At 60.0% G+C, this 22,601-nt stretch carries 13 protein-coding genes; 5 read left to right on the forward strand and 8 right to left on the reverse strand.

The annotated features are described in order from the left end of the window. Nucleotides 1–208 precede the first annotated feature (208 nt). Together ACSOSP_RS19240 and ACSOSP_RS19245 are read left to right on the forward strand one after the other, a co-directional pair. Complete coding sequence (locus ACSOSP_RS19240; protein ID WP_455312466.1) at nt 209–1,357, forward strand: porin; 1,149 nt, start codon at nt 209–211, stop codon at nt 1,355–1,357. Nucleotides 1,358–1,485: 128 nt separating this feature from the next. Then, nucleotides 1,486–6,138 carry a molybdopterin cofactor-binding domain-containing protein gene (locus ACSOSP_RS19245; protein ID WP_455312467.1) on the forward strand — a complete coding sequence of 1,551 codons (4,653 nt, stop codon included), beginning with the start codon at nt 1,486–1,488 and terminating at the stop codon, nt 6,136–6,138. Nucleotides 6,139–6,229: 91 nt separating this feature from the next. On the opposite strand, the gene ACSOSP_RS19250 is transcribed toward ACSOSP_RS19245, so the two are convergent. The 6 genes from ACSOSP_RS19250 to ACSOSP_RS19275 all read right to left on the reverse strand — a co-directional run bounded on the left by ACSOSP_RS19250 (nt 6,230) and on the right by ACSOSP_RS19275 (nt 15,888). Next, complete coding sequence (locus ACSOSP_RS19250; RefSeq protein ID WP_455312468.1) at nt 6,230–7,474, reverse strand: nucleoside deaminase; 1,245 nt, start codon at nt 7,472–7,474, stop codon at nt 6,230–6,232. Nucleotides 7,475–7,602: 128 nt separating this feature from the next. Beyond that, nucleotides 7,603–9,384, reverse strand: coding sequence for a GMC oxidoreductase (locus ACSOSP_RS19255; RefSeq protein ID WP_455312469.1), 1,782 nt, complete (start codon nt 9,382–9,384; stop codon nt 7,603–7,605). 85 nt (nt 9,385–9,469) lie between these two features. After that, complete coding sequence (locus ACSOSP_RS19260) at nt 9,470–10,093, reverse strand: twin-arginine translocation signal domain-containing protein (RefSeq protein WP_455312470.1); 624 nt, start codon at nt 10,091–10,093, stop codon at nt 9,470–9,472. A 58-nt stretch (nt 10,094–10,151) separates the two neighbouring features. Beyond that, nucleotides 10,152–11,828 carry a hypothetical protein gene (locus ACSOSP_RS19265; protein WP_455312471.1) on the reverse strand — a complete coding sequence of 559 codons (1,677 nt, stop codon included), beginning with the start codon at nt 11,826–11,828 and terminating at the stop codon, nt 10,152–10,154. A 502-nt stretch (nt 11,829–12,330) separates the two neighbouring features. Beyond that, nucleotides 12,331–14,907, reverse strand: a complete 2,577-nt coding sequence (locus ACSOSP_RS19270) for a sensor domain-containing protein (RefSeq protein ID WP_455312472.1) — start codon at nt 14,905–14,907, stop codon at nt 12,331–12,333. A gap of 429 nt (nt 14,908–15,336) precedes the next feature. Then, nucleotides 15,337–15,888 (reverse strand): 4-hydroxylaminobenzoate lyase, encoded by a 552-nt coding sequence (locus ACSOSP_RS19275; RefSeq protein WP_455312473.1) that lies wholly within the window; start codon nt 15,886–15,888, stop codon nt 15,337–15,339. 117 nt (nt 15,889–16,005) lie between these two features. On the opposite strand from ACSOSP_RS19275, the gene ACSOSP_RS19280 reads away from it, so the two are divergent. After that, nucleotides 16,006–16,929: an AraC family transcriptional regulator gene (locus ACSOSP_RS19280; RefSeq protein WP_455312474.1), complete on the forward strand. Its 924-nt coding sequence runs from the start codon at nt 16,006–16,008 to the stop codon at nt 16,927–16,929. A gap of 154 nt (nt 16,930–17,083) precedes the next feature. Here ACSOSP_RS19280 and ACSOSP_RS19285 read toward each other — a convergent pair whose 3' ends face one another. Beyond that, entirely contained in the window at nt 17,084–18,856 is a 1,773-nt protein-coding gene (locus ACSOSP_RS19285) for a cytochrome c biogenesis protein DipZ (protein ID WP_455312475.1), read from the reverse strand. Between the two features lie 342 nt (nt 18,857–19,198). Between ACSOSP_RS19285 and ACSOSP_RS19290 the strand changes: the two genes are divergently transcribed. Then, nucleotides 19,199–19,768: a thioredoxin family protein gene (locus ACSOSP_RS19290; RefSeq protein ID WP_455312476.1), complete on the forward strand. Its 570-nt coding sequence runs from the start codon at nt 19,199–19,201 to the stop codon at nt 19,766–19,768. Between the two features lie 17 nt (nt 19,769–19,785). Here ACSOSP_RS19290 and ACSOSP_RS19295 read toward each other — a convergent pair whose 3' ends face one another. Continuing rightward, complete coding sequence (locus ACSOSP_RS19295) at nt 19,786–20,958, reverse strand: MFS transporter (protein ID WP_455312477.1); 1,173 nt, start codon at nt 20,956–20,958, stop codon at nt 19,786–19,788. 215 nt (nt 20,959–21,173) lie between these two features. Here ACSOSP_RS19295 and ACSOSP_RS19300 point away from each other — a divergent pair, with 215 nt between their 5' ends. Then, entirely contained in the window at nt 21,174–22,544 is a 1,371-nt protein-coding gene (locus ACSOSP_RS19300) for a hypothetical protein (RefSeq protein ID WP_455312478.1), read from the forward strand. The last annotated feature ends 57 nt before the right edge of the window (nt 22,545–22,601 follow it).

The following is a 22,601-nucleotide window of genomic DNA, read 5'->3' on the forward strand; positions in this document are numbered from 1 at the left end:
GTATGTTGCTAAAATTAGTCCACCCCACCCGATTCCTCTGAGAGCCTTTTCCGTATTGGGGTGTTCTGATTTTGTGGGCACATACACATAAATTTTGTACTTGCAACACCAATTTTTTTATCAAAAAATCTGGCATCGCCCCCACTGCTCCGGACGAAAGCAGCCCGAATTGCCATAAGATCAATGTGTTTTTTAAATCCGAGAAGATATGTATAATAAAAGAGCGGTTAACTTGCTTGGCGCCATTGCCGCATCGCTAGTCCCACTCTTCGTACAGGCACAAAGTAGCGTAACACTGTACGGCCGGCTCGACGCCGGAATAACCTACGTATCGAATTATGCCGGAAGCAGTGCCTATCGGTTTGAAGACGGCATCTGGTACGGTAACCGGTGGGGATTCAGAGGAGTCGAAGATTTAGGCGGCGGCTTGAGCGCAATATTCACTCTTGAGAATGGTTTCGCACTGGGAACCGGGAAGGCCTTTCAGAATGGCGCACTGTTCGGGCGACAGGCTTTTGTTGGATTGAACAGCAGCAAATGGGGCGCATTTACTTTGGGTAATCAATACGATTTCGTTTGGGATTATCTGAATCTGGGTGGATTCAATCTCGCATCCGAAGGCACAGGATATAGCAGCCACCAGGGAGACTTCGACGGGTACTCAGGGGCAGATCGGCTAAATAATGCAGTCAAATTTTCGAGTGCCGATTTTGGTGGCGCCAGATTTGGCGGTATGTATGCATTTGGTAATGTCGCGGGGAATTTTCATCAAGGCAGTGCCTGGAGCTTTGGCGGCGCCTTTAAACGCAGCGCATTCAGCACTGCAATCGTCTACACAAAAATCAATAACCCGACTGGCAGACAGGGGTTTGATCCCTATGCCCAGCTGGGTGTAACAACGTTTTTAGGCCAGACCGTCGCGACCATCAATCCTGCGACAGGCGTTGCCACGGACCTTTTCCCGAACGGCATGCGGGTCGACAGCAAAGGCGTTTTCGGCGCCGGCGCGCTTTACGTAATCGGTAAGCTCCAGTTGAATGTTCTTTATAACAATATCAACGTCAAGGGATACGGAACCAGTTCGACCATGCAAGTGTACCAGGGCGGCACGCAATACTATTTCGCACCTGATCTATTTGGCATTTTCGATTATCAACGCACGCGGTTTGAAGAATCAAGATGGAACCGGTTTTCGACCGGCATTAATTATCTGTTTTCCAAACGTACCTCCGTTTATGCCGGAACGGATTATCTGCTTGCGAACGCGGGTACGCGTGCCGCTATTGGCTACGCATTTTCCCCGTCCACTACTAACAAGCAGGTCGATGTCCGGATCGGTATGACTCAAAGCTTCTGATCACAAGGGCGGGTTGCGGGCTTCAGCGCATAGCCGGTTTTCCTCCGGTCGAATTTCTGAATCAGATGCCGAAAATAAGCGGCACTACGATGAAGAGGGCTTAAAAATAAACCTGCGGAAGGCTTCATATGAGTGGTGAAACCCAATACGTCAATCGTGTCGACTTTTTCCTGAACGGAGAACCGGTCAGCATCGAAAATCCCAGTCCGGATTTTCTGTTGATCGACTTTCTGCGCTCCTCCGAGATTGGTCTCGCCGGACCCAAGAAGGCGTGCGGACAAGGCGGATGCGGCTCGTGCACCGTGATCCTGTCCAGTTGGAAAGACAACCGCGAGGAACACCGCGCCATCAACGCCTGTCTTCGGCCAGTCTGCGCACTGGGCGGGCTCGTCGTCACGACCGTGGAAGGAACGGGAACACCCGGCGTGTTGCCCGCACGCTACCCCATGCACGCGCCGACTTCGGGCTTCGCCCCGCTCAACTGGACGCCGCCGCCGGCGGTGCGGCAAGCCGCAACGCGATCACGCATGAAGAGGATCGCATCTGGTACAACGAAGTTGGCGGATTTCTCGGCCACCGCCGGCATGCCCGACCCTGGCGCCGAGGATCTGCATGCCGCAGGCAACCTGCCCGGCATCAATCCTGTCGCGCAACGGCTGGCGGCAAACAATGGCAGTCAGTGCGGCTACTGCACGGTCGGGTTCGTGATGAACATGTCCGAGTTCATCGTCAATAACCCGCATCCGACCAAGCAGCAGATCGAAGATATTTTCGATGGAAATATCTGCCGGTGCACGGGCTATCGTCCGATCCTGACCGGCATGAAGACCTTCGCATGCGACTACACCCGCGAGGACGAGGAAGAGCGGATGAAGTGCCTGCTGGAGCGCGGCCAGACCGGGCAACTGCCGGCGGCCAGCGTCGCGATTCCGTTTCCGGAGGCGGCCCGGGCCGTGCCGCGGCCGGTGATTATTGGCGGGCCTCATCACGCGGGCAAGCGATGGTACACGGCGACCTCGTGGAACGAAGCGTTCGAGTATGCCTTCCAGTGCCAGGCCCAGGCGATTCCCTACCAGTTCATCAATGGCCACACTTCATTCGGCATCTACAAGGACGAATGTCTCGAGTCGCGTGCGTCTCTTGATGTGCGCCGGGTCCCGGAATTAAACCGGCCGCACAGCGTGGATGCCGAATGGCTGACGGTCAGCGCAGGCATCACCTTCAACGACTTGATCACGCTTCTCGACACGGTGATGGCGGAATATGACCAGTCATCGGTCAGTCCCCTGGCCGCATTGCATGCCATGGCCCGCAGGACCGGGGGACGCATAGTCCGGAATGCGGCAACCTTGGGCGGCAATACGATGCTGGTGATGAAGCACCTGTTCCCGCGCAACGTGGCACATCCGGGATACGGTGGTGAGCCGTTCCCCTCCGACACCCTGACGGTACTGGCCGCGATCGGCGCGGAAATGACCTTCGTCATGCTACGGCCCTCTCCTAACGACCCGCCGTCCAGCACCACTACCCATGTGATGTCCGTGAAAGAGGCGATCGCGTTCTTTCAGGCCCTCGGCGGGAAGGCCGGCGAAGGCACGCTGATCGTGTCGTACCGGATTCCGCTTGAAAGGGCCAATCAGGTTGTCCTTGCTCAAAAGACCGCACTGAGGGAGGTGAACGCTCACGCGATCGTCAACATGACCAGCGATACGGTGTGGGCAATGGCAGGCGAAGAACCGTCCAGCAACTATATCCAGACGGCAAGCCTTGTATTCGGTGGAATTGCTGATGCGCCGTGGCCGGCCGAACGCACGGAAGCATTCCTGGACGGCCTGGGCCGGCCGCTGACGACGGAAGACCTCGCGGAAAGCCTGAGCATACTGGAGCGGGAAGTCAGGCAAGAGCTCGAGAAATGGGCGTCGTTTCGGGCCAGGCTGCCTGACGACGGCTTCTCCGACGACTACCGGGTGGATTTGGCTTTGTCCCTGTTCTATAAGGCATTGCTCAACGCGCTGGTGCACCGGGGCGTGCCGGTCGACCCGGCTGTAGCCTCGGCAGGCAATATCCCGTGGGGCAACTGGGGCGTCAGTTCAGGACGCCAGTCATACGCGGTTCCGCCGGTCGACCGCCATCCGGTGGGCGAGCCGTATATCAAGAATACGGCTATCTACCAGGCCCTCGGCGAAATGCACTACACGCACGAACTGGCGATTCCTCCACGGACAATGCATGGCGCCTTCGTCCAAAGCCTCCGCGCATTGGCCGGGTTCTATTTTTGCCTGCCGGATTCTCCCGATACGGAAATCACGCGCGAACAACTCAAGGGCCATCTCGCCGCCACGTTTCCCAATCAATTCACCGATGTCCTTACGAGCGACAGCGTTCCGCCCCACGGTCTCAACCTTCAGGGAAAAGCGCTGGACCAGCCGCTGTTTGCGAAGCGCAGCGTCCACTACCCGGGCCAGACGATTGCGATGGTGCTGGCCCGCGACGAACAGGCGGCCAATGACATAGCCGAGTATGCGACCCGGTTCTGCATTGGCTATAGAACGATCGCATGGGACGGAAGCTGGCCGGTGCAGTGGAATGAACCGGTGCTGGGCATTGAGGATGCCATCGCGAGAAACAGCATTTTTCCGGATGCCCCGAGTACGGCGAACTACGTGACGCATATCTGGAAGATCACGCGACCGGACAGCACGTTCGACTGGATGGATTCGAGCCGTGAGCCGCTTGATCGAAGCATCGAAGTAACCGGCCTGTCCGGTGCGCCCGATCCGGCCTTTGCCAACTGCATCCGGCTGGCGAACAGCCAGCGCAACGGCGGCCAGGTCCACTTTTATATGGAAACCCAGGCTTGCCTGGTCGTGCCGCAGGATGAAGGCCGGTTTATCGTCCACCCTTCTTCCCAGAGCCCGATGGAAATGCATCAGACGTCTGCGATGGCGATCGGGGTTCCCTACAATCGGCTGGATATCCGCGTCGCACCGGTTGGCGGCGGGTTTGGCGGGAAAACAGAACAGGCGCGATTCGTCACCGGACCCGCTGTCGTGGCCGCATACCGGCTCAACCGTCCGGTACGGGTGGTGCTGCCAAGAGATGTCGATACCCGCATGATCGGCAAGCGGCACGCATTTTTTGGCCAGTGCCAGATCGCCGTCGACCGTGCGACTTTGCAGATCAAGGGCTTCTGGACCCAGATGTGGGGAGACGGCGGCGCCTACTACGACTGTTCGTTTATCGTTTCGAACTGCATCCAGCTACGGGCCGACAACGTCTATAACGTGCCGAATTACCAGAGCCAGATCGACGTGTGCCGGACGAACACCGCACCGAGCACGGCGATGCGCGCATTCGGCGACCTGCAGGGAAAAAACATCATCGAGAATGCGATCGACGATGCGGCGGTCGCACTCGGCATACCGTCCGAGCAACTCAGGGAAGCCAACTTTTATAACCCTGGCGACCTGACTCCGTTTGGACAGGTGCTGGATGGCTGCTACATCAGGCAGGTGTGGAACTGGCTGAAATCCACCTGCTCTTTCGAAGACAAGTCGCGTGCCGTGGAGCAATTCAACCGCGACAACACCTGGCGCAAACGCGGTATCGCGATGATCCCGGTGAAGTACGGCTCCGGATATAACCTGCTGCAATTGGAGCAGGCTGCGGGGATCGCGGTGGTCAATCAGGCGGACGGGACGGTGACGATTCATCAAAGCGGCGTGGAGATGGGACAAGGCCTCATCACCCAGGTTTTGCAAGTCGCCGCTTACGTGCTCAACATCCCGATGGAGATGATCCATGTTGAAAGCCCGAAGACCAGTGTCACGCCGAACCCGACGAGCACCGGAGCTTCGACCGGAACGCAATACAACTGCGAAGTGGCCAAGGCGATCTGCACGGACCTCGCTAAACGTCTGCGGGAATTCGGGCAGCAACTGAGAGTCGACAAAGGCGAACAATGGTGCAAGGACAACGGCATCAACTACTGGGATTACAAAGAAACCGGCTGGGCGCAGGAAGTCTTCGCACACGGGCAAACCGCATTGATCTGGCAGAACCTGATTCACTACGCCTATGTAGCAAGGGTGAATCTGGTAGCGAGTTTCACGGTACAGGTCGCCGGTGGTGAGGAATCCGTACCATGGAAGACGTTCAAGCCGTTGGGCCAGCAACCGCGGATTCCTGGCATTGACGTTGACGAAAGCGCGCAGCCTGGCGGCACCGTCGACTGTTTCGTCGGTTTCACCTACTCCGCGGCATGCTCGGTCGTCGAGGTGGATATCCTGACCGGCGAGGTCAAGATCATCAGTTCGGATATTGCCTACGACATGGGATGGAGCATGAATCCAGCCATCGATATTGGCCAGGTCGAAGGAGCGTTCGTGCAGGGCATCGGCTACCTGATCTCTGAAGAGCTTGTGTTCGAGCCGGACGGCGACGAAAAGGGCCGCCTGAACAGCCTCAATACCTGGCGCTATAAAGTCCCCGCGCACGTATCCATTCCGCTGGAAATGAACGTGCACCTCTTCCCGCGAAACGACCCGTCGGTCGCGGGTGTGCCGAAGACCGAGGAGCACGGGATCTACTCGTCGAAAGAGGCGGGCGAACCGCCAATGGTGCTCGCCAACAGCGTGTTCTTTGCCATCAAGGCGGCGATCCGTGCGTCGCGCGTCGAGCGCAAGCTCACGCCGCTGTTTTTCCTCGATGCACCGGCGACGGTCCAGGAGGTGCGACGCGCATGCGAGGTGGGCAAAGATGCGCTCGTCCTCCAGGCGTGAAAAAGCCACGGGGTTCCGGTTGGAAAACACCCCGTGGCTCAGGTACAAATCAGGTACGGCTCAGGTGCGTTTCAAGCGCGTTTCAAACAGATCAGCCGATCCCTTCGATCAATGCCTGGTTCGTCACCTGAATCGGGTTGACCTTGATCTCCCCGCTATACAACGGCGGCATCGTCTTGCAGAACGCCGCCAGTGTGTCGGCGTTCATCCGCGTGCGCACGTATTGATAGGGCGACGGGTTGTTGACAGTATCGAGCGCGCCTTCCATTGTCGAACCGTAGGCGCCCAGCTCCATGAAGCTCTGCGTCTGGCTAAGCGGGCCGATGTCGGGGCGCACCGGGGGCTCATCGTCCAGCATCGGTCCCAAGGCGAAAACGAAAGTGCAGTACTTTGGATGGGGCAGGTATTTACGCGTGTCCGTGATTCCATCCATCTGAAGCTGCCGGCGCAATCCGGCATAGGCGCGGGTCACTTCCATGAACGCGGTCCGGATGGACGACATGGACTCCGACCCCGACTTGCAAAGCAGCAGATTGCCATGGTGGTCGAGCAGCGCGACCGCCTGTCCCTTGCCGCCGAGGGTTATGTCATGCTGCATCATGGGCTTCAGGTACGGCACCAGCCCCTCGTCCGGTGTGAACGGCGCCTGCGACCGGTACTGCAGGGCCTGGGGATACTTGCTGGACAACGCAACGCGGATCGGGTTCGTCGAAGGCAGCGACAGGATATCGCCGAGTTCATTGAACGGCAGATCATTGTTGATCTGCTCGCGTACGCTCGCGAGCGTCGCCTGGAAAATGTTTTCGCACAGCGCGACGGTACGGCCCTGGATGGTCTTCGCGGTGAATGCCGGAACGTTATTCTCTGGCCCCATCGCCGGGCGGTTGTAGCAAACGCCGTCAACGACCTCGGGATAACCGAATCGCTCCTTCGCCTTGCGCGCCATGCCAGGCGTCAACGAAGGAAAATCGGACTTCGTGTCGTAGTTGATGCCGGAATACGTATCGTAGGCGGCGGTCAAAACCTTGAATCCCGCCGTCAGGATCGCGCCCGTGCACATGCAGCACGGGTCGAGAGAGGTGACCACGGTGATCTGGCCCGGCTCAGGAAGGCCTTTGCTATTTGCGTAATACCAGTCGGTAAGCTGCCGTTCTCCATGTGCCGTAGGGTCGGAGGTATAGCCGCCCTTGATCACCTGGTTCGGCATCGCGTGCAGGACGTTACCGGCGTCGTCGACCAGCAGGCCGCCGACCGAGAAGGTATTCGCGCAACTGGCGATAAGCGTTTGATCCGCGGCGATTTCCATCGCCTGCTCCACGGTTGTTACCTTTGTCATTTCGACCACCCATTTGAAAATTGTGATTCCGGATACGCAAATCTCTCAATCGGCACGACTGCTGACATATAACCGGATGACCGAATGTACGTCCGGCAGTCACGCAAATTGAAAGGCCCCCTGCTCCATCAAACTCTGCTAAGAATATGGTCCACGGTCAACGATGTGATTGCGAGCATCGTCAGCGTCGGGTTCTGCGAACTGATACTGGGCATCGATCCGCAACCCACGATATACAGGTTCGAATGGTCCCAGCTTTGCTGGCGATAGTTGACCACCGAGGCCTTGGGGATAGATCCCATCACATGAGTCCCGCACACGTGCCCGGCGCCGTAATAGTTGAATGACTGCTTCTCGCAGGTAAATTGCTTGGCGTTGCCGGCATCGAATTGCGTGTATTCCTGCGCGCCTGTCCTGCGCATGAATTCGGTGGTGGCGAGCCTGGCCGAGATAAAACCCTTGCGCGTGTAGTCGGACAGGTTGTACGTGATGAGCGGCCTGGGGATGCCCAGGTTGTCGGTCTCGGTCGGCGACAACTGCACGCGATTGCTCTGCTCGGCATCCTGTTCGACCAGGAAGGCAATCCTGAATTGCCGTGTCAGATAACCATTCAGTGTCTTCAGCAGGCTCTTGTTGCCGAGCACCTGCGCGCCGCCGTTCGGACCGCCGGTGTTCAGTCCGCCCTTGTTCGTGCCGTACAGGAAATCCGGGCCGATCGCGTACGGCTCGCCTTTCGCCCAGTTCCATCCTTCATTGCCGAGCTCCAGCCGCCACGACGCGCGCGTGCTCCTGAACGGACCGTCACGCAGCGATTCGATCCCGCTGGTTGCAAGCGGGCCGCGATAGCTGTACGCGGGCGCATTGGCGGGCATCAGCCCCCAGGCCAGATACGTGGCGTGGTCCATCAGGTTCCTGCCGACCTGATCGCTGCTGTTCGCGACCGTCACGCCGGTTTTCCATGGCGAGTTGAGCAATATCCTGGCGTTTTCGATCGCGCTGGCCGCCAGCACGAACAATGTGCCGACCGCGGTGCCTTGCCCCGTCTGTCCCGACTTGGCCGGCACTGAAATATCGTCGTAGGTCAGGTAATGCAGGCCGCTGATTTTTCCGTCCTCGCCAACCGTAATCTTGTCCACCACGGTTTTATACCTGACGGTGACGCACCCGGTAGCCAGCGCCTTTCCCAACGCATACGCCGCGTCGTATTTCGCCTGGATCGGGCAAATTGGCACGCAGTTGGTGTTGCCGTGACAGACCCTGCGATCGTCATAAGGCACGGAATTTCGTGCTTGCGGCGTCTTCGTGACAACCGTCTTCTGACCTGTGAAGTAATCCTCATCAGTTAATGGCTCGCCATCTACACGAGCCTTTATGTACTTGTCGCTCAGCGACAGCGGGATGGGGGGCATGGGGAACTGGTAGCCCGGCGGAATATCGTCGCGGGCCGCAAGCTGTTCCGCTGTGCTGCCGGCAACGCCCATGAACGCTTCGACTTTTGCGTAGTGGTTATCCAGTTCCTCCTGGGCGATCGGCCAGTCGAGTCCGTGCTGGTATTTCCGCTGCAGCATGAAATCGTTCTTGCTCATCCGCAGCGTCGTGCCCTGCCAGTGATTGCCGGTGCCGCCCGCAAGCTTCAGGTAGGTACTGCCGAACGGCAGTGAACCCGGCGTGTAGTTCAGATAGGAAATCTCCGGATTGTTCCAGCCAAAGACCAGTTGCTGGATCGTCGGATGCGGCGCATTCGTCTTGCGCGGCTGATTGTTATTGGCGTCCGGCGGATACGGCGATTCCGGCGACTTGAATCCGGCAAGATAAAAGGACTCCATATAGTCTTCGCGATGTCGCGGCGTAGCAGGACCCGCCTCCAGCATCAGCACCTTCTTTCCCTTGCTTCCCAGTTCGTAAGCCATGAAGGCACCCGCGTGACCGGTCCCGACAATTATCACGTCATACTCAGGCATCTTCGATTCCCCATGTTTAAAGACGGCGCCGCGACTACGCGAGACTGATTCCATAATCGGCGAGCGACGGCGGGGCACTTGCCCAGCTACCGAAGCTGAACTGGCTAAAGCCCATTGGATGCGACTGGGCGATGCGCCAGATCCAGCCGCTTTTATATGCGCGGCTGGAAATAACGAAGTCCTTTTGGTAATCAACCGCGATCCCGGCTACCGACGTAGGGATATTGGTTATTTCGGTGTGGCCGTACCAGGTGCCGTAGAGCCACATCAGTGTGATCAGGCGGGAAAAAGCACCATTCAGACTGGTATTGGGCCCATCCCCGGAGGCGAGCAACGCTTGTGCGATTTGATCCGGCCTGAGGTGCTGGTTTTCCATCACGTCATAGGCGGCAAGCAGGTTTGCAATGCTTCGCGCTCCGGCCAGCACGGTGAGGCCATAGAACACGTCCGCCATCGATATATCATCCGGCCGGATCGCCGGGTTCAGGACGCTCGCGTCAATCCCAAGCAGCGCCGACGACAGATTGACAAAGCCGGCGGGCGCCTTCTCGCGCGGCGCGGCCTCGGCAAGACTCCAGAGCGGCAGCCCCGGCGTCAACAGCGCGCCACCGATCGTACCCGCGGTTTTCAGTACGTCCCTGCGACTGACTTTTATCATGCATGGTCCCTTGAGATTCTTGCTGTCTTTTAATGTTCACCAGCGATTTCGGCCCACCCTATTTCCCCGCCGGCTTGCTGGTCCCCATCACGTATTCGACGACCGAGGACGCTTCGTGTGTTGTGAGTACCCCCGCGCCATCAGCACTGCCCGATTTCGCGCCGGACGTGCTCAGGTTGAGCTTGCCTTTGCTGTGCGCGCGGCTCAGCGAAAACACGAAGTCGCTGGACGAACCGGTGGTCATGGCGGCGTCCGAGTGGCAACTGACGCAACTCGACGTCACACGGTCAGCGCCGCCCGACACGGTATGCGGCCCCGTAGAAGCAAAGGGCGTCACCGCGCCCGTTGGCGGCAGCGTCTGCATCTGGTCGTCCGGGGGAATCGGGTTGCCGCTGGGTGTGATCTCACCGTGGAAGAACCCCGGGATATACGTCTCCATGGTCGAGTTCGACAGGAAGGACGTGGCAGGCATGCCATCCGGGTAGGCGGGATTCGGTACAGCGATGCCCTGCTCGCCCCCAACGGTCTTTACGTTGGTCGGGAACTGGACATCGACCAGGAAGTAGTTAGCCCAGACACTATCCGGAAAGCTCGTCTTGATCCGGTTGTTGTATCGCTCGTTGACGGCCAGCGCGAGCTTGCCCGGGGCAGCCAGGCGCACGAGCTGCGTCGGCGTCTGTCCGGGACGTTGAGGATTCCACGGCGCAGCCGGTACGGTATCGAACGTGCAGCCCGGCACTCCGCCCGATGGCGGACATTTGGCGGCGTCGAAAAAAGTGTACCCACGCTTGAGCGTAGAAGTGAAATCGTTGAGCCAGGGCCCGTTATCGACATGTTCGAATGTGGCCCATACCCATTGCGGCGCCGACCGGGTCAGATGGACGATATGAAAGCCGACAAGTCCGATCGGCTTCAGCGAGCACTGCTCCTTGACCGTGGGTTCATCGGCGAATGCACCGCCGGCCTGATCGTAGACATAGGCCTGGGTCCGGTAAAAGCTCGACTTGTTGTCTGAAGCGTCCAGTATCTTCCAGGACGATTTGACGAAGATGGATCCTGTCATCGCGGGATCGTCGTTATCGGAATATTGGCCGGCCGCGAACTGGACCGTCTGTTTGTCATGGTCCGGGTTGTTCACGTCCATGGCAGCCTGTCCCTGGGTGGAATAGAGCTGGTGAGCCGTGATGTAATCGAACATTGGCTTGTTGAAGCTCAGGCCATAGCGGACATACTGCCCCTCTTTGTCGATCACCGGTCCCATCCGGTTGGCCTGCACATACTCGTCGAGCACGATCCTGTCAGTCAGTTCAAGCCGCCCCGATGCATCCTTCCTGAGACAGTTTGCCGGGGTCTGGTGGCCCGTGCCGAACGCGGCAGGCGCCGCTGCCTCCGGCAGGAAGATGTCCCGTGCCTCCGGCCAGGTTTGCCAGACGGCGGTGTAATCCCCGGCGTGATAGTCCAGTCCGTGCACCTTGCTTGGCGCCGGCTCCGGCTTTCCCTGCGGGCTTGTTGCGGCCGGGAAGTTCAACGCGATGAAATCCCGCCAGGCCAGCTCGGCGTAGGCCATGTACCGGGCTTCGTAAGTGGCGGCGGTGGACGGGTTGATGTCCCCGCCTGAATGACAGCTATACGGTGCAGTCCAGCAGCCTACGGCATTCGCCACATCCGGTCTGAAAATAGAAAGCAGCCCAAAGGCCAGCAGCAAGATGACGTGACGCCGCGCAATAGCAACCATTTATTTTTCTCTCTACATCAAGGGCTCGCTCACACTGGCCCCCGGATCCGGTCTATACCGGATTATCGCGCGCGAGAAACTTTCGCCGAATTCAGCCCTGCGCAATTACATCCGGGGTTTTCGTATCAGACGCTAATACCACATCAATCATTGCGTTCGCCATCGTAAGCGATAAATGCAATCGATAAATACGCAGACCCGCATCGGGCCGGTCGAAAAGCGCGATGCCGATACGTGCGTGTGCATGATATCGAGTAGCGGGTGAGTCAAGGCGCCCTCGTAAGGGGCCGGCCTCATCTTTGCGCATACCGTCCGGTAAAGATGAGGCCGGATCAATCGGTGGTTTTATGTTAATGCCACTCGTTGACGCCCTCATGTTTCGTGAAATGCACTTGCACCGCAAGAACAATTATTGCTAGAGGGTGCACTAAAAAATAGATCATCCGAGGGCTTCGTGCAGCGTGGAAACCCGCTCGTGATAAAGGGCACGAAACTCGGTTGACTACAGCAACCTCTCGTCGATAAGCCCAAGGGCGGATCGGTGCACCGGCCCGTCGTCATGGCAACTGGCGAGAGCGCCGCGCGCGTGGGTTTGCATCTGGAGCAGCGTGTGCGCAGGAACCGCGTTGGACCATAGATAGCCCTGCCCCATGTCGCAGCCGGTGCCGGCGAGCCAGTCGGCCAGCTCGCGCGTCTCGACGCCTTCGGCCACCACCGAGAGCCCCACGCCGTGAGCCATGGCGACGATGGCTTCCACGAGCACGCGGTTCTTTGAACAGCCGGTGGCCGGCTGCGTGAACGAGCGGTCGATCTTCAGCGTGGCGATTGGAAAGCGCGTGAGATAGCTGAGCGCCGAGTAGCCGGTGCCGAAATCGTCGATGGCGATGCGCACGCCCATCTGGTTCAGGGCGTTCAGCGTGTCGAGCGTGCTCGCGTGATTGACGAGCAGCAGCCCCTCGGTGATCTCCAGTTCCAGCCATTGCGGCCGGCAGCCGGTGTCGCTCAAGACCTGTTGCACGACGGCCGGCAGGTGGCTCAGGTGAAACTGGCTCGGCGACAAGTTGACGGCGATGTGCCGCTCGCCCTCCTGCCGCGCGTTCCATCGGCAGACGACGGCGCAGGCCTTGCGCATGACTTGCTCGGCGATCGGCACGATCAGACCCGTCTCTTCGGCGATGCCGATGAAATCGGACGGCGCTATCCAGCCGCGCTCGGGATGCAGCCAGCGCAACAGCGCCTCCGCGCCGACGATGCGGCCGGTCGCGAGGTCGATCTGCGGCTGGTAGTGCACGTCGAGTTCGCCGCGGGCGATGCCGCGGCGCAAGTCCGCCTCGAGGCGCAAGCGTTCGGCGGCGCTGTCCGTGATGTCGCGCGTATAGAACTGCACGTTGTTGCGCCCGGCCTCCTTGGCGCGATAGAGCGCGCCGTCGGCATAGCGCACGAGTTGTTCCGTGGCGTCGCCATGATCGGGATAGACCGCGATGCCGATGCTCGCCTGGACTACGAGCGCCCGGCCATCGAGTTGCACCGGAGCGGCCACGGCCGACAGCACGCGGTCGGCGAGGCCGCGCAGTTCTGCGGTGTCGCGCACGCGGGGCGAGACGATGATGAATTCGTCGCCGCCGAGACGGGCCACGGTGTCCGTCGCGCGCACGTTCGCTTCGAGCCGCCGCGCGACCTCGCACAGCAGTTGATCGCCGGCGACGTGGCCGAGCGTGTCGTTGATGGTCTTGAAGCGGTCGAGGTCCATCATCAGGACGCCGACCTTGCAGCCTTCCCGGCCGGCCTGCTGCAACTCCTGCGAAATGCGCTCGTTGAACTGGGCGCGATTGGCGAGCCCGGTCAGCGTGTCGAAATACGCGAGCTGATGGATCTTGCTCCGGTATTCGTAGACTTCGGTCATGTCGCGCGCAACGGCAAGCAGGCCCAGCACTTTGCCGTTGGCGTCGCGCTCGAGGCGCAGCCGCGTGTGGAAAATCTGCTCGATGCCGTCCGAGCCGTACGCTTTCCATTCGACATCGGACTCCCTGCCCGTTTTGATGGCCTGCCGGATTTGCGCGTGGTACGTGCGCGAGTCCATCGAGAACGCGGAAATCTCCAGCACTGTCTTGCCGAGAAATGTCTCCGGCGGCCTGCCGGTGAAGCGCTCGTGAGCGCCGTTCACGTACGTGCGGCGGCCTTCACAATCGAAGCGGATGATGATGTCCGGCAGGTTTTCGGCGAGCGAGCGAAACTCGCGCTCGTGCGCGGCGAGAAGCTCCTCCATGTGCTTGCGTTCGGTGATGTCCCGGCCGAACACCAGGGCGCCCTTGATCTGCTGGTCCTCGTCGCGCTCAGCCACCATCTTGATGTGGTGCAGACGCGGCTCGGCCGAGTCCGGCGCGCCGATCAGGACTTCGACAGTCTCCGCCTCGCCGGTTCGGATCACGCGCTCGAGCGTTTCGCGGTAGCGGCGTTTTTCTGCCGCGAGCGCCTTACCCCAGCTTATATCCTGTGACCGCTGTCCGACGATCGGCGCCACGGGCACGTTCACGCGCTGCATCAGGTTGTGGTTCGCGAAGGTGATGCGGCATTCGCGGTCGTAGCGCACGATGTTGTCGGGGGAGCCCTCCGCCAGCGAGCGAAGCTCCGCCTCTTGCACACGCAGCGACCTTTCGCCGAGGCTGGTCTCGGTGATGTCGCGGCCGATGCAGAGAGCGCCCGCCAGCCGTCCCAGCCAGTCGTGCTCCGCCACCAGCCTCACGTGATGAATCGCCGTGGTCCCGTCGGCGAAAGGAACGGTAAGCTCCATCTCCGTCGGCTCGCCGGTCTCGAGAACCTGCTGGAGCGCGTGATGGTATGTGTCGAAACGGCCGTCAGGATAGCGCTTGGCGGTCGCGACTTTGCCGATCAGCTCATCCGGGCCGACGTTCAACGCCCGCGCCATGTTCGGACTCATGTAGAGAAAGCGGCCATGGCGATCGTAGCGGCAGATGTACAGCGAAGCGTTCTCGGCAAGGTGGGAGAAACCATGCTCGGAAGCTTGGCGACAGCGGCGGATTTTCAGCCAGAGGAGCAATGGTCGTGTGATGCTACGCATGGATGGGCCCGTGGTTTTTTCACCTTCTCGACGGGTATACGGCGCGCGCTCAAGGATGGCACAGGGGGAAGCTTGTAGGGATATCCTGATTTCGTTGTGAGTGGATGCGCAACTGGCTAGGACTTCTGCCAATGCGTACCGGTTTTGTGATCATCGACGACGAGATCCATGCCGGGGGGCAAAGCGCAATATCGGCTGCTTCTTCGTAGCATGGCGTTCTCTCGGGCCAGGCGTGGGAAGGCAGCTCGTTGCCGATTTGCTGACCAGGTTTCGCGGCCCCTGGCAGACCATGAAGGAACGGTCGATCACGCGCCCTGAATGGCCGCGATTGCCCACGAAGCGCCCATTGATTTCTCGAACTGCACTTCGCTCGCACGCTCGTCACCCGTGAACCGTAAGGAGACCTTCATACCGGAACACCGGAGCGTTTCACTGCTGCGGCGGCTTGACGTCGAAGGCAATCCGTCCTGCGGGCAGAAAAGTGAGCGAGATGAGCGCACCGCCTTTGACTTCCGGAAAGTGGTGGCTTCCTGGCGCAGGCGCCGTCCAGCCGCCATAACACCAGCCGTTCGGACCTGCGAGCGCGGCGCCTTCATCGAGCGGCACCACCAGATTGATCTCGCCATACGGGTGCAGGTGATAGCTCGCACGGAAACTTTGTTCGGGGTTGTCCTGCGCGTTATCCGTGCTGTCCAACAGCACCGCCGTGATGCTGAAGAAGAACGTGTCCGCGCAGGGCAAGCTGACTTGCGAGCGACGATAACGCGGGCCGGCGACTTCGCCATCGGCAGCCCAGCCTTCCTGTACGCCGAGCGTAATCAGTCGCGCCAGGTCCTTGTACAGCTCGCTTTCAACGCCGTACTTTGTATTCAGCAATCGCTCGATCTCAGTGCTCGCGGTCATGTCTTTGACCTCTTGCAGAAAGGGGATAAGACGGGTGAGAAGTTCGTCTTTGCTACTTGCTTGTGGAATCTGGGACATTTTTGACATGGCGCCTGTGAGCGTGGGAGAAACACGCGATGGCTCATTCTTGCTCATGACATCCGTTCAATCCATAATCAATCGACCAAATTTTATATCGCATCGACCATTTTTCACATGGATCCGCTCTCTGACGTCTTCTCCCTGCTGAAGGTCAAAAGCGTGCTTTCAGCGCGCTTTGAGGCTGCCGATCCCTGGGGCCTTCGATTCCCCGCGTATCGTCATGTCAAGTTTGCCGGAGTCATCAAGGGCACTCGATGGGTATGGATTGAAGGCGTCACCGCGCCCGTGAAAATGCAGGAGGGAGACTTCTGTCTGCTCACTGACGGACAGCCCTACTGTTTTGCGAGCGATCCCGGCGTGGAGCTGCAAGACGGAGAGAAGGTGTTTGCAAATAACGTGGGGGTGGACGGGATCATCCGCTTTGGACGGGGAGAAACGAGCACGATCAGCGTCGGAGGACTCTTCGAATTCGACGGTGACACGAGCGGCTTGCTGCTCAATTTCCTGCCCCCGCTTGTTCACGTTGCCGCGGATTCTGCAGATGCCAGGGCGTTGAGTCCGGCCCTCGAATTGATCAGGGCCGAGACGGAGTCAGTTCGGCCTGGCGCGTCGGTGATGGCGGGCAGCATCGCGAGTATTGTGCTGGTCAACATCCTGCGGGCTCATCTTGCCGCTAACCCGAGGTCGGCGGGCTGGCTAGGTGCGTTGTCGGATCCAAGAATCGGCTCCGCGCTACGGATGGTGCATGAGGAAATAGCGCGACGCTGGAAGGTGGACGAACTGGCGTCGAAGGTCGGCATGTCACGCACCGCGTTCATTGACCGCTTCAAGGATCTCGTGGGGTTGCCTCCCGTGGAATATCTGATCCGCTGGCGCATGACGATTGCGAGGGAAGCGTTGAAAACCGGCAACGACAATCTCTCGAGCATCGCCGCCGCCGTCGGCTACGCGTCCGAAACCACTTTCAGTTCGACTTTCAAAAGGATGTTTGGTCAAAGCCCCGGACGGTATCGTTCGGAGGTACGCAGCAAGGTCTGAATGCCACGTTTCCGCGCTATGGCCACCAAACTGCTGGATGGACCGGCAGGCATCGGTCTTTTGAGTCAACGAACATCAGCCCTTTCGAAACACCGGGCACCCCCGCGTCTTCGAAAACGCGGGGGTGTTCTCCACGATGCTGGAACCGCCCGGGTCAGCCGAATGTGAAGCTGAACACGTGCACGCCTGGATCGAGGAATTCGATTTCGAACGTCCGGTCATCCACCGGACCACGCTGACGCACGAGCTGATACAGACGCGCGCTCGTCACCGTGCCGGTCCCGTCGCTGGCGACGTCCGTACCGTGCCCGTCGCCGGGCGGCTTGCCATCGACCGTGACCCTGAAGCGCACGGGCTTGCCGTCCGCAGTCGGTCCCAACACCAGATGCAGGTCGCGGGCGTGGAAGCGAAACGCGATCCGCGCGTTCGCCGCGCTCGGCACGGCGGATTCGGCGCCAATGTTCCACTGACCCGCGAGCCCCCAGTTGTTGACCGGCAATTGCGCGGGCAGCGTGTATGACGCGGTGACATCCGCGCTCACGCGCTGCGGCGATGAGAAACCCTGCGCCTGCCGGTAACCCACGTAGGTCTCCTCCGAGCCGATGTCTGCCGGATCCGCAGCGGCTTGCGTGCCTGTCGCTTGGAGCTGTTGCGCATCGCCGCCACGCATCGCGTGGCCGTTTTCGGCCAGCAGTTGCTGGATGGCCTGCTCCGCTTCGCCATAGCTGCCTTCGCCGAAGTGGTGGTATCTGATGCGTCCTTGCGCATCGACGATGTAGAACGCCGGCCAGTACTGGTTGCCGAAAGCCTGCCAGATCCCGTAGTTGTTATCGATCGCAACCGGGTAGTGGATGTTCAGGTCCGTCAGCGCCCGCTTGACGTTGCCTGTATCGTGCTCGAAGCCGAACTCCGGCGTGTGCACGCCAATCACGACGAGGCCGTCATTGCGGTAGCGATCCGCCCATGTCTTCAGATACGGCAAGGTGCGCAGGCAGTTGATGCAGGAGTACGTCCAGAAGTTGACCACTACCACCTTGCCGCGTAACGCATCGCTGGAAAGCGGTGCTGTGTTCAGCCACTGCGTCGCGCCATCGAGCGGAGGCAGGCTGCCCTCGGCTGGCAGCGCGGCTGGCATCGAGACACGGATGATGCGGCCAGGCTGCACCGTGCTCACCGGTTGCCGTACCTTGCGCACCGGTTCACTCGATGAGAGCAGCGCGACCAGGCTGCTCTCCAGGCCATTCGTCGGGGCGCCCGGCACATACGCAAGGACTCGGGTGTCCAGGCCCGTTGCGATTGCCGCCACCGTGAGCAGGACGAGCGCGCCCATGGTGCGGCGCAGCCCTTCGCCGACGCCGAACGAACGCTTGAGCAGATCCAGCGATCGCTTGCCCAGGCCGGACACCACTGCCAAGGAGCACGCGGCGCCGACGGCATAGGCGGCAAGCGCAGCCCCGGTCCGCCAGGTCGCGCCATGCAGCGCTGCGCCAGTGAGGATCAGGCCCAGGACCGGTCCCGCGCATGGCGCCCACAACAGGCCGGTCGCCGCGCCGAGCAACACCGCGGAGCCGATCTGGCGCGTCGCGCCATGACCTTGCGAGCGCGACATCATGCGGTCGGCAAGCGCGGACAACGGACGAGACAGCTTTGCTGCGATCGCCGGAAACAGCAGCGTCGCACCGAACGCGGCGAAGAGCGCGAGCGAAATCCAGCGCCCATATTCGCTCAGTTGCGCGGCGCCGGCGAGGCCCGCGGCGCCGACCCCGGTCACAAGCGCAAAGGTTCCCGCGAGGCCGAGCAGCATCGGCAGGCGACCCGTGGCAAACGGAGCGTCGGAGCGTGCAAACACGAACGGCACGACGGGCAGGATGCAGGGGCTCAGGATCGTGAACGCGCCCCCCAGAAATGCAACGACGATAAGTAACATGAGATCTGTCTCCAGAGAGCAGACGGTTGGATGGACCGGCCTCGAACGCCGGCGCGAACCGGCATGCCAGGCCATGTGCCGTATTTCAGCGCTCTCATGTATCGGGAAGATTTCAGGAAGGGGGCAGTTGCGCAACGGCATGTATCGGCCGCAGCCCTGGACACACGGTGATACAAAACCTCGGCCCTGGGGGCGCGGCGCAGCGTAGCAATCGGCTTTGTATCTCAATGTATCCGAGCGCCATGCAGACACACGACCTTGCATATCGGCCGGTGGCGGACATAGGCGAGATACGTTGGCGCGCTCCAATAGCGCAACTGATGAACGATTGGAGAAACCGTCATGTTTGATCGTCTTAAGATTGTCACTGTTACTGCCGCGCTCGCCGGTGCTGCTTTGCTGGCCGGCGTCGTTTATGCGGGAGGCGGAACCGGTCAGTCGAACGCAAGCTCACTGCAGACTGGCGCACCCGCGCCCGATTTCACGGGCATCACCAGCTGGATCAATAGCCCGCCCCTCGATATGAAGCAGTTGCGTGGCAAGGTGGTGCTCGTCGATTTCTGGACGTTCGATTGCATCAACTGCGCGCACACGATTCCAAGTGTCAAGGACTGGTATGCGCGATATCACGACAAGGGGCTGGTGGTTGTGGGCGTGCATACACCCGAATATGCTTTCGAGCACAAAACCGACAATCTGCAGAACGCGGTCAAGCGTTTCGGCATCGAGTATCCGATTGCTCAGGATAACGAATATGCAACCTGGAATGCGTACGGCAATCAGTATTGGCCCGCGCTGTATCTCTTCGATCAGCACGGCCGGCTGGTCTATTCCCATTTCGGCGAAGGGAACTATGCAGAGACGGAAAAGACGATTCGCGGTCTGCTTGGCCTCAGCGACAAGCGAAGCTGAAGTCGCGAGTTCCGCACCTATGCCTCAAGTGTGACCCCACTCCGCTTGTCTCGCGCGATGGCAAGCATGAGAGCGGCGACCCCGCAAGCGGCAATGAGCGCGACCAGCATGCCTCGTCCCATGTGGACGAGGACCCAGCCGCCTACCGCTGGGAAGCCGAACGTGCCGATGAAGTACGACACGACAAACCAGGTCAGCGCGGCCGGGCGATGCATCGTCGCGGAATCGTTGACGGCCTGAGCCTCGATAGTCGGATAGACCAGCCCGTAACCGGTACCGAGCAACACTGCGCTCGCCGGATGGAACCACCCGTGATACGGCACCGCAAACGTCGCCGCTACGCCGAGCAGCATGAAGATGAGCAACACTTTCGTGATGCCCTCGCGATGAAGTCTGATCACAAAGCGCCCCAGCAACCAGCGCGCCAACACGACTGCGATCGCGTAGAAACTGAAAAAGGTGCCGGCTTGCGCGTGAGTCCCTTGCACCAGAGCCATCTGGAAGGTCATCAGGCCGGAAAAAACGCAGGCGCACAGCGAGATCATGACGATGGGGAAAACCGCGCGTGTCCGGAAGATGGCGCCAAATTCACGCAGCAACCGATCTCGCACCGGCACCGGCGCCGTCGGCGCATGCGGCGAAATCCGGCCGAAGACTTCAAGCATCAGCGCCGCGATTGCGCACAGGCCGCCGACGAGGTAGAGCACGCTGGTGAGCGGCCAGTGCAACGTGCGAATGGCAAACGCCGCCAGCGCCGGGCAGCCACCGATGCCGGCCATCTGGACCGTGCCGAAGCGCATGAACCAGACGCCCCGGTCCGCATCGCTGGTTCGCTCCGCGAGCGACATCGGCGCGGCAAGATAGAACGCGCCCCAACCGAGACCCACGAGAAACCCCGGAAGAACGGTTAGCGGGCTCACATGGTCGATTAACGCAAATCCCGTCACGCCCAGTCCGATGCACAACGCGGCAAGCGCCGTCGTTCGCGCGGCGCCGATGTGCTGCGCGAACCAGCCGACAAGCGGCACGCCAAGGAGGGTGCCGGCTGTGGCGTCTGCAAGCGCCAGCCCTGTGTCGAGATCACTTCCGCCGAGAGCGCGGAAACGCATCGAGAGAAAAAACGTCGCCCCATACCCTGCCCCAGCGAGCAAGGTGCCGATCAGCACGAAAAGAGAATGGGATGTGCGCATGACATAGCCTGAATTGCCGACGAGAATCGTGCGGTCACGGATAAGCGTGAACCAGTTCGATGCGAGGCGCAACGGTCGCGGTGAGGATCATCGGACGCCGGTTGGGTGTCCGGGTTGCCGGAATGGCTCATTGACCGATGGCAAGTCCGGTGTCGGTACCCCCTCGCCTATAATGCCAAGACAGATAGTGATTTCACGGCGGGGAGCCCCACTTTATGAGTCAAGCACACGGGCGATACTCGGGATCTCGAGACAAGGGCCAGCGTCAATCGCGCCAGCCTTCAAAAACGACATCCCATCGACAGAACAAGCCATACGTAAAAACTCCACCTACTCGAGAACCGGCCCAGACGGCGTCCATTTTCAAAACGCGTTCGTTTAAGTTGCTGGTGGATGCGGTGGGCGCGGAGAACATCGCACTAGGACTCGACTCCAACCTGACGCGCGTGGCCGAATTGGTAAACGGCGAAAGATTCACGCCCGAGACAGCCTTTCATATCGAAACAACGCTGGGTCTGCCCGATGGATTTTTCGATCAACCCAATCCTGTGCTTTCGCCCGAGACCATTGCTCGCTTAAGGTCGCCGCTGGACTTCATTCACGCGAACGTTGAGCCGGAAGCTGTGTACGAGGAAGTATTCACGCCAGCTCCGGTCGCGCGGGACCACCACCCTACCCCCACCAATCGTTTGTCCAGGGAACCAGAAATGCCTAAGAAAACAAGTGGCGGGTCGCCGAGGGCCGTCGCGAAGAACACAACTACTCCAGTGGCGAAGCCTGCTACGGCAATCCCGACGAAATCGGCACCTGCGAAGTTCAAGGCGTCCTCAAAGTCGGGGGCTCAGCAATCTCTGGCGTTGAATGACGCCACAACCCTGGAAAATATTCGTCGCACCAACCTGCACGTACTTACGTCTCGCAAAGGATCGAAGGTACGGCTCGGCGAGGTGATGGGAATTAGCGACTCCAACATGGCCAATCGTTTCTATGGACAGAAACGTATGGACGATGCCGAAGCAAACAGGTTCACGGAACGCCTTGGTTTGCCGCACGGCTGGCTGGACGTTCCGCGTTCGGTAAGCGATATCCCCGAGCCGGTTTCGGATTTACTCGTTCCTGCGTCACGTCGCCATGCGGCCGCTCAGCAAGAGTTGCCTTCCGTGGTCGAACCGACAGCAATAGCCGCGAAGAGGCGCGCGGGTACGAAGGTGAAAATTGCGGGCGCTCAAGCCGCTGTTGCTCCTGATTCGGATAACGTGCGCGTTTTAACGAGCGTCGCCGCTGAGACGAATGCGGGCTTGGAGCAACCGGATCAAATGCTCCCGGCTGCATCTGAACCTGTGATTCGGCAGCCCGCGGATAACGGCGTCGCGTTCTCCGCCGGGGGTCAGCTGTTTGCGCCAGCTAGTGCACAGCAGGCCATCGCAGAGCCGCGTCATCTCGCTTCAGCCACTAGTTTGGAGAATCTGCAAGGTATCGAGCCGATAGCGGAGGCGCTGATAAAAACACTCGCGGGTAAAGCACGCACTGGTCGCCTGGACGAAATGAAAGCCTTGGAGCTTTTGCGGCAAATCGTGTCGCTCTGATTTGATTCGACTTGCGGTTTGATTGTTGGGGCTTGCCTGAGGGGTGGGTGTTCGGCC

This window comes from Caballeronia sp. KNU42, assembly GCF_053760385.1.